This window comes from Bergeyella cardium (assembly GCF_003614945.1).
Lineage (GTDB): Bacteria > Bacteroidota > Bacteroidia > Flavobacteriales > Weeksellaceae > Bergeyella_A > Bergeyella_A cardium.
This window is the reverse complement of the sequence record NZ_QYCZ01000002.1, coordinates 80009-95123: the sequence shown is the minus strand read 5'-3', so window position 1 is coordinate 95123 and position 15115 is coordinate 80009. Positions and strand designations below refer to the sequence as shown.

Annotated in this window: 16 protein-coding genes; 13 read left to right on the top strand and 3 right to left on the bottom strand. The window is 41.4% G+C overall.

Going from position 1 to position 15115, the window contains the following annotated elements; all coding sequences use genetic code 11:
• The first annotated feature begins 31 nt into the window (after positions 1-31).
• Together D8991_RS08725 and D8991_RS08720 are read left to right on the top strand one after the other, a co-directional pair.
• Positions 32-1282: a BaiN/RdsA family NAD(P)/FAD-dependent oxidoreductase gene (locus tag D8991_RS08725; RefSeq protein WP_120489831.1), complete on the top strand. Its 1251-nt coding sequence runs from the start codon at positions 32-34 to the stop codon at positions 1280-1282.
• A gap of 517 nt (positions 1283-1799) precedes the next feature.
• Positions 1800-3398 (top strand): leucine-rich repeat protein, encoded by a 1599-nt coding sequence (locus D8991_RS08720; protein WP_120489830.1) that lies wholly within the window; start codon positions 1800-1802, stop codon positions 3396-3398.
• A gap of 81 nt (positions 3399-3479) precedes the next feature.
• On the opposite strand, the gene tsf is transcribed toward D8991_RS08720, so the two are convergent.
• Complete coding sequence (gene tsf / locus D8991_RS08715; protein ID WP_120489829.1) at positions 3480-4442, bottom strand: translation elongation factor Ts; 963 nt, start codon at positions 4440-4442, stop codon at positions 3480-3482.
• Positions 4443-4654: 212 nt separating this feature from the next.
• Here tsf and D8991_RS08710 point away from each other — a divergent pair, with 212 nt between their 5' ends.
• Entirely contained in the window at positions 4655-5161 is a 507-nt protein-coding gene (locus D8991_RS08710) for a DUF6759 domain-containing protein (protein WP_120489828.1), read from the top strand.
• Positions 5162-5173: 12 nt separating this feature from the next.
• Positions 5174-5857, top strand: coding sequence for a tRNA (adenosine(37)-N6)-threonylcarbamoyltransferase complex dimerization subunit type 1 TsaB (gene tsaB / locus D8991_RS08705; RefSeq protein ID WP_120489827.1), 684 nt, complete (start codon positions 5174-5176; stop codon positions 5855-5857).
• Here tsaB and D8991_RS08700 read toward each other — a convergent pair.
• Together D8991_RS08700 and xrtF are read right to left on the bottom strand one after the other, a co-directional pair.
• Positions 5854-6291, bottom strand: a complete 438-nt coding sequence (locus D8991_RS08700; protein ID WP_120489826.1) for an exosortase F system-associated membrane protein — start codon at positions 6289-6291, stop codon at positions 5854-5856. The genes tsaB and D8991_RS08700 overlap by 4 nt on opposite strands.
• Positions 6278-6814, bottom strand: a complete 537-nt coding sequence (gene xrtF / locus D8991_RS08695) for an exosortase family protein XrtF (protein ID WP_120489825.1) — start codon at positions 6812-6814, stop codon at positions 6278-6280. Before xrtF ends, D8991_RS08700 begins: the two co-directional genes overlap by 14 nt.
• A 441-nt stretch (positions 6815-7255) precedes the next feature.
• On the opposite strand from xrtF, the gene D8991_RS08690 reads away from it, so the two are divergent.
• From D8991_RS08690 to D8991_RS08650, 9 genes are all read left to right on the top strand, one after another.
• Complete coding sequence (locus tag D8991_RS08690; protein WP_120489824.1) at positions 7256-9313, top strand: S9 family peptidase; 2058 nt, start codon at positions 7256-7258, stop codon at positions 9311-9313.
• Between the two features lie 15 nt (positions 9314-9328).
• The gene (locus D8991_RS08685) at positions 9329-9709 is read left to right on the top strand and encodes a hypothetical protein (protein WP_120489858.1); all 381 of its coding nucleotides are present in this window, start codon (positions 9329-9331) and stop codon (positions 9707-9709) included.
• Between the two features lie 75 nt (positions 9710-9784).
• Positions 9785-11461: a LysM peptidoglycan-binding domain-containing protein gene (locus D8991_RS08680; protein WP_120489823.1), complete on the top strand. Its 1677-nt coding sequence runs from the start codon at positions 9785-9787 to the stop codon at positions 11459-11461.
• A 41-nt stretch (positions 11462-11502) separates the two neighbouring features.
• Positions 11503-12378 carry an ACP S-malonyltransferase gene (fabD, locus tag D8991_RS08675; RefSeq protein ID WP_120489822.1) on the top strand — a complete coding sequence of 292 codons (876 nt, stop codon included), beginning with the start codon at positions 11503-11505 and terminating at the stop codon, positions 12376-12378.
• Positions 12378-13286: a GYDIA family GHMP kinase gene (locus D8991_RS08670; RefSeq protein WP_120489821.1), complete on the top strand. Its 909-nt coding sequence runs from the start codon at positions 12378-12380 to the stop codon at positions 13284-13286. Before fabD ends, D8991_RS08670 begins: the two co-directional genes overlap by 1 nt.
• Positions 13287-13451: 165 nt before the next feature.
• Entirely contained in the window at positions 13452-13778 is a 327-nt protein-coding gene (locus D8991_RS08665; protein WP_120489820.1) for a hypothetical protein, read from the top strand.
• 11 nt (positions 13779-13789) lie between these two features.
• Complete coding sequence (locus tag D8991_RS08660; RefSeq protein ID WP_162926767.1) at positions 13790-13990, top strand: hypothetical protein; 201 nt, start codon at positions 13790-13792, stop codon at positions 13988-13990.
• A gap of 296 nt (positions 13991-14286) precedes the next feature.
• Positions 14287-14628, top strand: a complete 342-nt coding sequence (locus tag D8991_RS08655) for a hypothetical protein (protein WP_162926766.1) — start codon at positions 14287-14289, stop codon at positions 14626-14628.
• Between the two features lie 109 nt (positions 14629-14737).
• Positions 14738-15106: a hypothetical protein gene (locus D8991_RS08650; protein WP_120489817.1), complete on the top strand. Its 369-nt coding sequence runs from the start codon at positions 14738-14740 to the stop codon at positions 15104-15106.
• Positions 15107-15115 lie beyond the last annotated feature (9 nt).

The following is a 15115-nucleotide window of genomic DNA, read 5'->3' as shown; positions in this document are numbered from 1 at the left end:
GATTTTAGTTTATATATACTTATAAAATGATATGTCTAAAAAGCAGGTTTTCATTATCGGAGGTGGAGCAGCAGGCTTTTTCTGTGCGGCGAATCTCAGCAGAGATTTGTATCATATTACCATTTTAGAGCAGAATGCAGAGGTTTTGCAGAAAGTTAAAATCTCAGGAGGAGGCAGGTGCAACCTTACCCACGCTTGTTTTGACCCAAGGGAGCTCGTACAGTTCTACCCAAGGGGGAGTAAGGAACTTCTCAGCGTATTCAGTAAGTTTCAGCCGGCGGATACTATGGCGTGGTTTTCCGAGCGTGGGCTGGAGCTCAAAGTGGAAGCGGACAACCGCGTATTCCCAGTAACCGATTCCTCACAAAACGTAATAGACCTCCTCACCAAAGAGGCAAAGAAAAATAGCGTAGAGATAAGAACCAAAACCACCGTAAAAGACATACAATTTAAAGACGATAAATATCAAATCTCTACCAATAATGGGAGCTTTACCGCAGATAAACTCATCTACACCACTGGGAGCTCTCCCAAGTCTTTTAAGATAATACAAAACCTCGGGCATAAAATCATTAGCCCCGTGCCTTCGCTTTTTACTTTTAATATTAAAGACCCATTGCTGCAAGAGTTGGCAGGCACGAGTTTTACTAATGCCACAGTGAGCATCCCCAGCCTTGGCGCAGAGGAGAGTGGCGCCCTTCTCATTACGCATTGGGGGCTCTCAGCACCTGCGATTTTAAAACTCTCAGCTTGGGAAGCGAGGAGATTAGCAACACTCAATTACCAGTTTGAAATAGAGGTTAATTTCATCTCAATAGGCTGGGAGCAAGCAGTGGAAGATTTCATTAGCTTTAAAAACCAGAATCCCAAACGCTCTCTCCAGCAGTCTAAAATCTTTGATGTAACCAACAGATTCTGGCAGAGAATCCTTAGCATATCTCAGGTAGATGCCAGCAAGCAGATGGCGAATGTTTCTAAGAAAGAGATGGAGCGGATACTCGAAAACCTGTGCAGAAAAAGACTGAAAGTAGAGGGTAAATCTACCTTTAAAGACGAATTTGTAACCTGTGGAGGAGTAGATTTAAAGGAAATTAACTTTAAGGATATGTCCTCCAAAATCCTGCCCAACCTTTTTATTGCAGGTGAGGTACTCAACATAGACGCCCTCACAGGAGGCTTTAACTTCCAAGCCTGCTGGAGCGAAGCCTATCTAATAACCCACTCGTTAGCACAAGGAGCACCCACAGCGTGGGAGCCCCTTAGCAGGGGAGGCACTCGTTAGCACGAGGGGCTCTTACCATAAACAAACCACCCACAGCTAGCAGCTAAAAGCCAGTTGCCAGTTGCCAGTTGCCAAAAATTGCTGTAAGCAATTTTTTTATTATCTTTGAGAGCATAAAAAAACACTTAAAAAATTACTATGATGATTAAGATATATAGAGCATCTACCCCTCCCAAAATTCTTGCATAAACCCCTCAAAAATCAGCTATTATAGGTATAATGGGCGGATTTCATCTATGGATGGAGTTCGCCCGTTTTTGTGTGGTTTGGAGGGTAGCTTTCTAACAAAGGATAAGGGGGCATCGATCTAAATGATAGGGTTAGAGACCCCGCCGTTGCGGTTAAAAAAGCCCGATGACCTGGTTAGGAACCAGGAAAACGCGGTTAATAACCTAAAAGTTGATAAAAAAAACGGGATTTTTTTATTAAAACAACAATTGGCGGTTGGCTTCTAGCGATTAGCTTCTGGCTAATAGCTAATGGCCAGAAGCCAAAAGCTAATTAAATTTTTTAAATAATGAAAAAGTACATTTTATTAGTGATGTCAGCGATAGTGCTGGCGGTAGCAGTAACAAACTGCTCAAGGAATGATGATGCCCTCCACCAACAGGAGCAACTAAAGCCTCAACCCCAACCTGTGCCACCGAAAGATTATGAGCTGAGCGCAGATGGTAAGACCTTAGTACAGTGGAAAAATAAAGAGACCGCAGAGATTGATTTTAGCAAAGACCCCATCCTAAGCAAAGTAACTACAATAGCTGATCAAGTTTTTAGGGGGCACCTAAATTTACAGAAGGTAGCCCTCCCTACGAGCTTAACCAGCATTGGTAAAGAAGCTTTTGATGGATGCAGAAGTCTGAAAAGTGTACGCCTGCCAGAGAGTATTACAAAAATCGAGTACGGTACTTTTTATGGATGTGAAGCACTTACAACGATTAATCTCAATAAGGTAAAGACAATTGAGGATTTTGCTTTTAGTGGTTGTATTGCATTAGCAAATGTAGAGTTTTCCAGTATTGAGACTCTGGGAAGTTATTCTTTTCAAAAAACAGCCATTACCTCAATAGAATTTCCTAGCAGTATAGAGACTATTGGGAATGAAGCTTTTCTTCTGTGCCCAAAACTGGTAAGGGTAATCGTAAATAAAGCCGAGCCCCCTACACTAAAGATGAGCTTTGATGGTTGCCTACTTTTGAACAATATCCTCGTGCCTGCTGCTTCTGTACAGAAATACAAAGAAGCCGATGGCTGGGGTAGATATGAAGTTAAAATAAAAGCAAAACCATCTTTTACCCCAGATCATTTTGTAGGGATATGGACAGCAGAAGATGATAAAACGATTACTCTGCCTGTGTCTGAAGAAGGTAAATTTTCTTATTCGTATGAAAAGGTAGGAGACCCAAGTATTAGCGGTTCTGGAAAGGGTCATGGTGAAACAGTAATTAGTGTAAGTAGTGCTGGAGATTATTTTATCTCCATAAAACCAGAGGGTGAGTTTCGTTTTCATTATGGAATTCCTCTCTTAAATGACATGCAAGAACAGTTCAAAGAGCTTATGCAATGGGGCAAGGTGAATTGGTCTTCGAATTTAGGAGATATGTTTAACGGCTGTAGAAACCTCACCATAACCGCTACGGATATTCCCGATTTTTCTCAGGTTAAGTTTATGACTAGTATGTTTGAGGACTGTGCTCAAATTACCACCATACCCAATATAAATAAATGGAACACAAGTAATGTTAAAAGTATGACAGCTATGTTTGAAAGAGCCACTCAATTTAACCAAGATATCTCTGGCTGGAATGTAAGTAATGTTGAAAGTATGCACTTTATGTTTGAAGAAGCTAAAGCCTTTAACCAAAACTTAGGCACTTGGGTAATAACAGGAGAAGCAGACCTTGAGAATATCTTTACAAAATCAGGAATGTCTTGCGAGAGCTATAGCAAAACCCTAAAAGGCTGGGCAGAGAACCCCCAAACAGGTAAAGAAGTAAAACTTATCTCTGATAGAACCTATGGCATAGGCGCAGATACTTATAGAAACAAACTTATTAATCATAAGAAATGGAAAATCTCAGGAGATAAATATGACTCTTCCTGTAATCCAGGACTCTAAAAGTGGGCTACTCGCTCGTAGCACCACTAAAAAAAACTCAAACCTTAGGTTTGAGTTTTTTTTAATTAATATTTTAAGCTACTAAAGCGCCACTCTAATGAAAGCAGTGATTTCTGCACCTGCGTTTTTCACATACTCAGCTACTTTTAGGTCTCCATCTTTGATGTAGTTCTGGTCAAGAAGTGCTTTTTCTTGGTCAAGGGAAGTATTATCAGAGATGAATCTTTGGATTTTACCAGGGATGATTTTATCCCAGATTTGCTCAGGTTTGCCTTCTGCTTTTAGTTCAGCTTTTGCATTTTCTTCAGCTTGTTTTAGAACCTCATCGGTAATCTGTGCGTAGGAAACAAATTGAGGTACATTTTTTAATGGTCTGCCAAGACGAACCAATTCTTCGTTATCTTTTACAATAGCCGCGATTCTTGCATCGGTTTCTGCTGCTACGAACTCAGGGGAGAAATCTTTGTAAGAAAGCACTTCTGGGCTCATAGATGCTACTTGCATAGATACATTTCTTGCTACTTCAGCAGCGTTATCTACTTTTGAAGAAAGCGCTGTAATGGCTGCGATTTTATTTCCTGCGTGGATGTATGCACCGAGGAATGCTCCTTCAATCTTTTGGAAAGCACCGATTTCTATTTTCTCACCGATAACGCCAGTTTGCTCGATAAGTTTCTCTGCAACGGTGATTCCGTGGAAGTCAGACGCAAGGAAGTCTTCCTTAGTAGAGAAAGAAAGTGCTTTTTCTGCCAATTCAGAAGCGAGATTGATGAAGCCTTCGCCTTTTGCTACGAAGTCGGTCTCACAGTTTAGGGAGATAATAGCTCCTACGGTGTTGTCAGCATTTACTTTTGCGATTACTGCGCCTTCGGCAGATTCTCTATCGGCTCTGTTGGCTGCGATTTTCTGTCCTTTTTTTCTTAGGATTTCAATAGCTTTATCAAAGTCTCCTTCTGCTTCAATAAGCGCTTTTTTACAATCCATCATACCTGCACCTGTGGTATTTCTCAGTTTAGCTACATCAGCTGCTACGGGTGTATACATAATTTTTTGATATTTTATTATTAATTAAACTTAAAAGGGAAGATAAATCCCGTTTTTAGAGGCGCAAATATAATGATTTTTTTCAGTTGGAGAAAAATAGCAGAGGCTTACTTTTTAGCTATATACTATTAAAGAAGATAGCATTAGTCTTTTCATCAACTATAAATACTTTAACTAGCATTCTTGCGTTTGTAATCCATCAATCTTATCCTATGAAGAGAAAAATATTTTCATTAGTACTGTTTTCTATGGTAATGATCTGCTTTGGGCAGGTGAGTTCTGCACAGATAGAGCATTCCACCGATATAAAGCAAATAGCAGAGTACATAAAGCAAAACCCAAACGACCCTAAAGTTCCAGCACTCAAAAGGAAAATCGCCCAGCTGATGAATGAAGGTACATCCGAAAGCAATACGAGCAAAGAGCAGAAGGCTACCTCCTCAAAAGATAAGAGCAAGAAGGTAGAGATGCTCAATCACTTGTTTAATAATGACCCAAAGCGTAAGGATGCCGCACTGATGATATACAATAAATCTAACTGCCCTCTGTTGCTGAAAATTGCAGGTAAAAAAAACTTCTCTCTCCAAGTTCCTGCGATGGGCGAAAATTATATCCTGCTCAAAAAGGGGAGGTATAAGCTCTCCACCTCTGTATGTGGGGCGAATTATATCGAGGTAAAAAACATCCAGAAGGATATGCAGATAACCCTCAATAACTAATATATTTGCCAGATGAAAATTCTGCATATAGAGACTTCATCTAAAAACTGTTCTGTAGCGATATCTAATGACGAGCACCTCCTTTGCCTCTGCGAGGAGACCTCTGAAAACTATAAACAATCCGAAAATCTCCACACTTTCGTACAATGGGCTTTGGAGGGTGCAGAAATCTCCCTCCAAGACCTTGATGCCATCAGTCTTGGTATGGGTCCAGGCTCTTACACGGGCTTGCGCATCGGTGCTTCGGCGGCAAAAGGCTTCTGCTTTGGGCTCAATCTCCCGCTTATCGCCATCAATTCGCTCTATTCTATGGTGGAGCCGTTTATCAATTCGGGGTTTGACCACATCATCCCCCTCATCGATGCGAGGCGAATGGAAGTCTATACCGCAACCTTTAATGGTAAAACAGGCGAGATGATAATCCCCACCGAAAGCAAAATTTTAGATGAGAGCTCCTTTCAGGAATATAAAGGTGACAAAGTACTCTTTATAGGAGATGGAGCTACAAAAACCCAGCCTCTTATTCATTTTCCTGCTGGGTTTAGAGCAGAGGTCTATCCTTCGGCGAAGTATATGATTCATCAATCCGTAAAGAAATTCAATACCCATCAGTTTGAGGATGTAGCCTACTTTGAGCCTTTTTACCTCAAAGAATTTCAAGGGGTGAAGCTGGCAGATTCGAAGAAGAAGCATTAATCCTCAGCTTGAGAAATATTCTTCCTGTAATAAAACATTGGGATAATCAGCAGTACGATGAGCGGCTGGATAACGAACCGCCTCATATAAAACGAGAACAGATGCCCCACCTCAAACGCTGTAGAGATGCAGTAGAGGTAGAGCGGAAAGGTAATCACAAAGACTAAAACAATTAGAATGGCTGCTTGTATCGCCCAATCTTTCCTCCTAAACAGGAAATAAATCATCACAACGGAAAATAAAAGGTTTAGCCCGAATCTGAATAGATGGCTAAGGATAAGCCTGCCCCACTCAAATCTCGGGAAAGTCTCCGGCTTACTCACTCCACTGAAATAATCCAAAAACGGGTCGTAGAATATCTTTGCTTCCAAAACCCTAACGAAGATAAGCCCCAGTATGCAGGCAATTACAATAAGCCAATTAATGATTTTCATCTCTCTTCAATACAAAAAACTTAATCCAAACCAGCCAAAGCACTACTACCGTCCCATAAATTATCGCTGGGAAGAAGTAATCGTGGGCAATTTTAAAATCCTCTGCCGATAGCTCTATCGCTACGATGTTTATCGCCGCTATCCTCAATATATTCATCAGATGGAGGATAAGCACCCCCACCCCCGCAAATACAAAGGTCTTCCCACCCTTGTAGAATGCAAAGATAAACGCCAGAAAAAGGATGATAACCGAGATTGCATTGCACCCTTCCACCATCCGCGAGGTATAGACATTCCCGATCTGGAAGAGCGTACCGCTGTATTGCTCACTATCCACCAGCGTAGTTTTGTACCCGCATTGAGTTTGTATAAAGGAGGGTTGCTCGGCTATCCACCGCGTTATAGGGTCGGTTATCTGTCCCTCATAAGCGTTCAGGTAAGTTTGATACACAAAGACCAATACAATATAAATTCCCAAAAACCTTATCAAAATAAAAAGTGCGGGCTTAAAATCTTTCAGCATAATCTAATTTTAATTCTAGGAAAACGATTTCCTGCTGCAAATATACAAAACCCCGTAGCCCACTGGCGATTTCATTTTTGCTTCCCAACAGGTAAATTGTCTGCCTTTCGAAGGACTCAGGGCACCCTGACGGGGTAAGTGCCTGCCTTGCTAAAGGCTCGGGGTGTCCTGATAGGGTAATTAAGTACCTGCCACGCTGTGGCTAAGTCCGTCAGCTGGAAGCTGTGCCTGCCTTGCTAAAGGCTTCCGGTACCGGGACAGGGTAAGTGCTCCTCGTGCTAATGAGTGCCTCGCCGGCTACGGTGCCCCTTAGCAGGGGAGGCATTTAAAAATAATTGCTCCCCACGCTAGTGGGTAATTGCTCCTCGTGCTAATGAGTGCCTCGCCGGCTATGGCGCTCGTTAGCAGTTTTATTATCTTTGCCTCCTTAAAAAAGATAAAATGCAGATTCCAAAAGCGAAGAAAATAGATAAAATACTCGAGAAGTTTGGAGATAAGAGGAATGACCCCTATTTCTGGCTTAATGAGAGGGAAAACCCAGAGGTGAGGGCTTATTTAGAAGAAGAAAATAAATACTGCGAAGCGGTAATGAAAGATACAGAGCCCTTGCAGCAGGAGCTTTTTGAGGAAATGAAAGCTCGGTATAAGAAAGATGATGAATCATTGCCGTATTTCTTTAATGGATATTGGTATATCATCAAATATAAGGATGGGAAGGAGTATCCGCTCTTTTATAGAAGGTATAAAACGCTGGAGGCAGAAGATGAACTGATGCTGGATGTAAATGCACTGGCAGAAGGAGAGGCTTTTTTTGAGGTGAGGAGTGTTGCGGTGAGTATGGATAACAGAATTGCGTGCTTCTCATCGGATAATATCGGTAGGCGCATCTATACCCTTAACTTTAAAGACTTGCAGATGGGCGAGATACTCCCCGATAAAATCCTCAATACAACGGGAAAGGCGGTTTGGGCAAATGATGGTGAGCATATTTTCTATATAAGGAAAGACGAGAGCCTAAGGGCATTTCAGGTATACAGACATAGGCTGGGTACGGCGTCTGAAGATGATGTGCTCATCTACCACGAGGAGGATGAGACCTTTGATGTCAATGTCTATAAAACGAAATCCTTAGCCTATATTTTTATTTCCAGTTCCAGTACTTTGTCGGATGAGCACAGGTTCATCCCCGCTGATGATATTAATGCCGAGTGGAAAATTCTACAGCCTCGAGAGGAGGATTTAGAGTATGCAGTGGAGCATTATGAGGATGAATTTTATATCATTACCAATGCAGATGGAGCTACGAACTTCAAAATCGTGAAAACGAAAGTGAGCCATTGTGAGAAGGAGTATTGGCAGGATTTTATCCCCCATCGAGAGGCTGTGCTCCTCGAGGGCTTTGAAATTTTTAAGGATTATTTCGTGATAGAAGAGCGGGAGAAAGGCCTGCTGCAAATCAAGATAAGGGATAATGCTTCTGGTGTGGAGCATCAGCTTCCGTTTACAGACCCTACTTATACGGCGTATATCGGGCTGAATTTGGAGTTTGATACCCCTCTGCTGAGGTTTGGCTATACCTCACTCACCACACCGAGCTCTACTTACGAATATAATATGAAGGAACGAACGACTAAGCTCCTCAAACAGCAGGAAGTTCTGGGAGGTAAGTTTGCTCCTGAGAATTATGTATCAGAGAGGCTATGGGCGAAGTCCAGAGATGGGAAAGCCCTCATCCCTATATCATTGGTGTATCATAAAGATACGCCAAAGTCAGCAGAGACTCCCCTGCTGCTCTATGGATATGGGAGCTACGGGCATACCGTAGATGCGAGCTTTTCCAGCCTTAGGCTTTCGCTCTTAGACAGGGGCTTTATTTATGCTATTGCGCACATCCGTGGGGGAGAGTATCTGGGAAGAGACTGGTACGAGGACGGGAAGATGCTCCATAAAAAAAATACCTTCTACGACTTTATAGATGCTGCACAATACTTGGTAAGCGAGAGCTATACCTCACCCAAACACCTCTATGCTATGGGAGGGAGCGCGGGCGGACTGCTCGTAGGTGCGGTGGCAAATATTGCCCCTGAGGTTTTCAATGGGATAATTGCCCAAGTGCCTTTCGTAGATGTGGTAACCACAATGCTGGACGACTCTATCCCCCTTACCACTGGGGAATATGACGAGTGGGGCAACCCGAATATTGAGGAATACTATCATTATATGAAATCCTACTCCCCATACGATAATGTGGAGGCAAAGGATTATCCGAATATGCTCATCACAACAGGCTTTCACGACTCTCAGGTGCAGTACTGGGAACCGGCAAAGTGGGTGGCAAAGCTCCGAGACCTTAAAACCGATGCCAATATCCTTATCTTTAAAACCGATATGGACTCTGGGCACGGCGGTGCGAGTGGCAGGTTCGAGAGCTTAAAAGAAGATGCATTAGAATATGCCTTTATACTGAAATGTGAAGCTAATCATAAGAATAAACTTTAAATGAAGACGAATAAAATGATGACAGAAGCAGAACTCTGGAAAGAAGTAGAGCATTTTTTCCAAATAAATTTTGATACAGAAAAGAATGTCCCTATAGAGACCATCCTCTTCCTTATAGGAATACAGGAGCTGGGCAGCGGTAAGCAAGAATATACCAAAGATGATAAGATTAATATGATTCATATTGCCGTGTGCAGGCTCTTACAGCCCTTTGGGTATTATAAATTTTCACATTATGATGACGATGGCTACCCTCACTTTGATGAGCTGGAAGCCTTGCCAGAGCTAAAACCCAACGAACAAACCCTCCTGATGAAGAAAGCTGTAATACAATACTTCATAGATGAAGCCCTATTCCCTACAGAGGTTTTAGAAAAGGTAGGTGCAGGACTTTAATTCTTTTATTTCGGAGGATGGATAATTGTACAGACAATTTTAAAACTCTACATTTGTAACATTATAAACTAAAAGATGAAAAGAATATTTGTATTGGCAGGTCTTATGAGCTTTTCTGCATTATTTGCACAGAAGAAACATACTGTGGAAAAAGGAGACACCGCATATAATATCTCTAAAAGGTATGGGATGTCCCTCGATGAGTTCTACCGCCTTAATCCGAAAGTGAAAGAAGGAGTCCTCAATATAGGAGATGTACTCGTAGTAAAAGGTAAAGAAAAGAAAGAAGCTCTACCCGCTAAATCTGGAAAGCTGGGGACAATTATTCTACAGCCGAAGCAAACCCTCTATGGGCTTACAAGGCAGTACCACATTACTGAAGCAGAAATCCGAAAACTCAATCCCAACCTGATGATGCAGATTGGTGAAGAGATTAGCCTGCCGATAGAGAATATAGAAAAATATGCAGATAAAAAAGCCTTTACTACAACAGCTCCAAAGCAAACGCCAGAAATAGAAAAGCCGAGAACCGAGAAGCCAGAGCCTACACCCGCAGGTAATGGAGACGAATATGTTACTCACACTGTACAAAGCGGAGATACGGTCTTTGGTATTATTAATAAATACAGCATTAGTCTTGACCAATTGCTGGAGCTCAATCCACAAATTGCAGACGGACTGAAAGCTGGTGCTACAATTAAGATTAGGAAGCTGGAACCAGCTTATGTAAAGAAGGCATCAGGTACTCTGAATATCGTATTGATGATGCCTTTCGGTTTTGATTCCAATGATACAAAGTATCGTGCGAGCTTTACAGACTTCCTCTCAGGAGCGAGGCTAGCAATGGAAAGGCAAGCGAGAAAGGGGCTGAAGATGGATGTTAAAATCATAGACACAGGCAGTGAGAAGAGTTTTAAAAACTCATTGTCTCAGATTAATCAGGATAATACAGACTTAATCATCGGGCCTTTCTTTAAGTCAAATATTATAGAGGTGATGGACTTCCTTGGAGATAAAAAAATCCCTGTGGTAGCACCGCTTGCAAACTCCGAAGAGCTCTACGATTACAGCAACTTAGTCATTATGGAGACTGCCGATAATATCTACTCAGACAGAATAGCCAAAGAAGTAGTGCAGGCATATAATAATGAGAAAATATACATCGTCTCAGGGGCGGATAAATCTGTGGCAAACCTCTTAAAGCAGAGTATAGAGAAATCCCTCAAAAAAGCACAGATTAAAATCATAACTTCTGCCGATGAGATAAGCCTTGATAAGAATATGATGACAGGGCAGAAAGCACCAGTCATCGCGATTTTTGCTTCCAACAGTTCTAAAACAGAAGAGGGGAATGCTTTCACCAATAAAGTAATTGCCCTTACAAAAGAGACCGAAGGTATAAAGGCATTCAGCCTGTACCACAGCCCAAGCTTTGATAAGAAAGTAAACGAGCTCTCTCAGGCGAGTTTGGTTTATCTTGTAGACAGGAAAATCAATACTGATGGAGATTTTGAGAAGCAAGTATTAGCAGATTATAGAGAGAAGTATTGCAAAACACCGAGCAGGTTTGCTATCATCGGTTTTGATGTGGTGAATGACATCCTTTCACGGGAAAATAGCAGAGGAGAGCTCTTCAAGCAAATGGGAAAAACCCAAACTCAGCTCGCTACTAAATTTGAGTATGTGAGAACTAAGCCCAACGGTGCGTATATAAACACAGGATACCGAGTGGTAAGGCTTATTCCACAATAGAAAACAATAGACTAAAGAATTGAATAATTAAACAGAGACAAATGAAAGCATTAGTATTCCCTGGACAAGGGGCACAGTTTGTAGGAATGGGGAAGGCGTTGTACGAATCCAATTCGGAGATTAAATCATTAATGGATTCCGCAAATGAGATACTGGGGTTTGACATATTAAATATAATGTTTAACGGTACAGATGAAGACTTAAAGCAGACAAGCGTTACTCAGCCTGCTATTTTCATTCATTCCGTAGCCAAAGCAAAATCTATGGACATCACCGATGCTAAAATGGTAGCGGGGCACTCTCTCGGGGAGTTTTCAGCGCTTGTCGTAAGTGGCGTACTCTCGTTTGAGGACGGTCTAAGGCTCGTTTCCGAGAGAGCAAAAGCGATGCAGGAGGCTTGCAATGCCAGTGCAGGAGCGATGGCAGCCATCCTCGGTTTGTCAGATGAAAAAGTAGAGGAGATTTGTAGCAGTGTAGAACGAGTGGTGGTACCTGCGAACTACAACTGCCCTGGTCAGCTCGTAATCTCTGGAGAAACCAAAGCCGTAGAAGAGGCTTGCGCAAAGATGAAGGAAGCAGGAGCCAAAAGAGCATTGCTATTGCCTGTAAATGGTGCTTTCCACTCGCCACTGATGCAGCCCGCACAGGAGAGACTGGCAAAAGCCATTAATACAACTGAGTTTAAGAATGCACGGATACCTGTTTATCAAAATGTAACGACAACAGCCGTAACCGATGCAGAGGAAATTAAAAAGAACCTCATCGCACAGCTTACAGGCTCTGTGAAATGGACGCAGTCGGTACAGAATATGATAAAAGACGGTGCTTCCAGCTTTGTAGAGATAGGTCCAGGTAAGGCTCTACAAGGGATGATTAAGAAAATAGACGCATCAGTAGAAGTGAGTTCCGTAGACTAATGGTATTTGAAACTTTTTCAGCAGGTAAATTGCTCATTAGCTCGGAGTATGTGGTCTTAGACGGTGCTTTGGCGCTGGCTCTGCCCACAGTCTGGGGACAGGAGTTAGCTTGTGATGAAAAGGAAGACGGCAAGTCTATACTGCATTGGGAGGCCTACCACCAGAATAAGCACTGGCTAAGCATTAGGATAGATTATAAAAGCTGGAAAATCCTTGAAACCAATATCCCTGCTTCTGCTGAGTTTATTGTTAGAACCTTAAAGAATATCCAGAAGCTATCGCCCAAAAAGTTGCAGGGCGATAGCTCTTATTTTATTAAAACCCACCTGCAATTCCCTGCCGATTATGGCTTGGGGAGCAGTTCTACCCTGATGAATAACCTTGCCCGCTGGTCGGGTATTGATGCCTTTGAGCTGAATGCCCTTTCTCTCGGTGGTTCGGGTTATGATATTGCAGTGGCGCAGGAAAATTCCCCAATTCTTTACCAGTTAGAGGCTGGGAAGAGGAGCATTCGCCGAGTAGATTTCAATCCTGAGTTTAGAGATGAACTGCTTTTTGTGCATCTCAATCAGAAGCAGGATTCTCGGGAAGGCATAGCGATGTACAGGCAGAAAGAGAAAACCACAGCGCTAATAGATTTCTTTTCTCAACTTACAGAGGAGCTGCTAAAAACTACCGATATAGACCGATTTTCCGAGCTAATATCCCAGCACGAAGCGCGGCTATCGGCATTTCTTGGGATAGCTACCGCAAAGCAAAAGCTCTTTGCCAACTACCCCTGTTTTATAAAGAGCCTCGGAGCTTGGGGGGGCGATTTTGTACTCACAAGGAAAACTGAAAATTATCAAGAGTACTTTCAAGAGCGGGGCTTTTCTACCTTTTTTAGCTGGGAGGAGATTATTCAATAGCCTATCCATATAACGATTTTTCACCGCCTATTCTGGGCGGTTTTTTTATTTCTCTTCGCTGAGTTTTTGATGTGATAAATATCATTGTTTTGCTGTTATATAAAATATCTTTAATTAATAAATAATATTATCTTTGAGGGGTTAAATACTTAAAAATCATTAAAAATGAAAAGAATTTTATTAATAATCTTAGCAAGCATACTGCTTACAGGCTGCGAAGAAAGAGATAGAGACAAGGGAGTAAACCCTGACATTCTCCCCGAAGCCACAAAAAAAGGCGCCAATACCGCTGGCTGTAAAGTAGATGGTAAAGTCTGGGTGGTGAGTAGGAACTATATCCCTAAAATAGGGGGCGGAGGGACTTATGTAGAAAAAAATGGAGGCTATGAAATTGTAAGATTAAATGTAAGGAAAGTATTTGATGAAGGAAGCCAGCTCTATATAAAAATCTATACTGATAGTGTAAAGATTAATAAAAATATATATTTATAGAAAATGATAGTATGGCTTTTAGTAATCGAGCTATGTATATTCCTGAATTTTTTGGTGAAGGTTATCTTGCAACAAAGGGTCATATGATAATAACCTATTTGGATAGAGATAAAAAAGTAGTGTCTGGTACTTTTGAGTTTGAAGCAAAAAATAGAGAAGGACAAATTATAAAAATCACCGAAGGGCGATTTGATAAAAGATATAATTATTAAAACCTAAATATTATGAGAAATTTATTTTTATTCGCAGGCTTAGCTTTTACAGCTTATCTGTCAGGGCAAGCCTTTTCAAAGAGAGGGCACACACTGCCACAAGAATTCTCTATACACGAAAATCCCCTTAGAATATAAACTGTCTCTTTACTTTTTTTTCATAATGCTTCTTTATTGCCTTATTCAATCTAATTTGCAAATTCCAATAAATACTATTATTTGATTTTGGTATTATGGATTTGGCTAATAACCAAATATTTTTAGCTTTAGAGCGTTTATATGGGAAAACATTAAAGATGAAAAAGATTTTATTGGCAACACTGCTAGGCATATCGCTTGTGGGTTGCAACACCGAAAGAGAGAATAGAGATAATGATAAAACCTATGAAGCTACAGGGGTTTATCATTCACAGTTTATGTGTTTTGAGGGTATTATTATGCTAGATAGAAACCCTCCGTTTCAGCCCAATGGAGACCTTAGGCTAAGCCCTACCAATCTGTCTGATAAGTACAGAAAAGATCAGCAGAAATTGAAAATAAAATATAAATTTACAAATAGTGAAGTGAGTTGTGTTTCTTCTCCTTTTGGAGAAATAAAAACGAGGAGAATAAAAATCATCACTGTAAAGAAAATATAAAAGACAGTATCTTTCGTAAATAATCTCCAGAAGCCAGGCTAATAGCTTCCTACTGCCAACCGCAAATTTTCATTATATTTGTACGGTATTAACTTTAAATTATATCAAAATGAACACTAAGGTATTCGCTATGGTAGCTGTGGGGCTACTCAGCACGGTAAGTTGCACTAAAAATGAAAAGCAACAGGAAGAGAATATGGGTAAAACCGAAATCGTTGACGGAAACCTACAAACACAAGTAGTCTATAAAAGTGAAAAAGGTGAGGAACTGAAAGTAACCTATTTCGCAGATGGCGATGTGGCAGGAGCAAAAGTACAGCTCGGTACGGCACCAGAGAGAGTTCTTAAGGCTTCGTTTGAAGGGCATTCCCACGCTCCAACATTTACCGATGGTAAAGTGAGCTGGACGGTAAGAAACGAAAATACCTCTGGAGTTTATACCGACGAGAAAGGCGAGGAAGTCATTTATAGCCGATAAACTCAGCCT

Bases quoted from the DNA above. Each gene is read 5' to 3' on its own strand.
- tsaB (WP_120489827.1), top strand. From the start codon at position 5,174: ATGAAAATTCTGCATATAGAGACTTCATCTAAAAACTGTTCTGTAGCG.
- D8991_RS08670 (WP_120489821.1), top strand. From the start codon at position 12,378: ATGGTATTTGAAACTTTTTCAGCAGGTAAATTGCTCATTAGCTCGGAG.
- fabD (WP_120489822.1), top strand. From the start codon at position 11,503: ATGAAAGCATTAGTATTCCCTGGACAAGGGGCACAGTTTGTAGGAATG.
- xrtF (WP_120489825.1), bottom strand. From the start codon at position 6,814: ATGCTGAAAGATTTTAAGCCCGCACTTTTTATTTTGATAAGGTTTTTG.
- D8991_RS08710 (WP_120489828.1), top strand. From the start codon at position 4,655: ATGAAGAGAAAAATATTTTCATTAGTACTGTTTTCTATGGTAATGATC.
- D8991_RS08725 (WP_120489831.1), top strand. From the start codon at position 32: ATGTCTAAAAAGCAGGTTTTCATTATCGGAGGTGGAGCAGCAGGCTTT.
- D8991_RS08720 (WP_120489830.1), top strand. From the start codon at position 1,800: ATGAAAAAGTACATTTTATTAGTGATGTCAGCGATAGTGCTGGCGGTA.
- D8991_RS08660 (WP_162926767.1), top strand. From the start codon at position 13,790: ATGGCTTTTAGTAATCGAGCTATGTATATTCCTGAATTTTTTGGTGAA.
- D8991_RS08700 (WP_120489826.1), bottom strand. From the start codon at position 6,291: ATGAAAATCATTAATTGGCTTATTGTAATTGCCTGCATACTGGGGCTT.
- D8991_RS08685 (WP_120489858.1), top strand. From the start codon at position 9,329: ATGATGACAGAAGCAGAACTCTGGAAAGAAGTAGAGCATTTTTTCCAA.
- D8991_RS08650 (WP_120489817.1), top strand. From the start codon at position 14,738: ATGAACACTAAGGTATTCGCTATGGTAGCTGTGGGGCTACTCAGCACG.
- D8991_RS08655 (WP_162926766.1), top strand. From the start codon at position 14,287: ATGAAAAAGATTTTATTGGCAACACTGCTAGGCATATCGCTTGTGGGT.
- D8991_RS08690 (WP_120489824.1), top strand. From the start codon at position 7,256: ATGCAGATTCCAAAAGCGAAGAAAATAGATAAAATACTCGAGAAGTTT.
- D8991_RS08680 (WP_120489823.1), top strand. From the start codon at position 9,785: ATGAAAAGAATATTTGTATTGGCAGGTCTTATGAGCTTTTCTGCATTA.
- tsf (WP_120489829.1), bottom strand. From the start codon at position 4,442: ATGTATACACCCGTAGCAGCTGATGTAGCTAAACTGAGAAATACCACA.
- D8991_RS08665 (WP_120489820.1), top strand. From the start codon at position 13,452: ATGAAAAGAATTTTATTAATAATCTTAGCAAGCATACTGCTTACAGGC.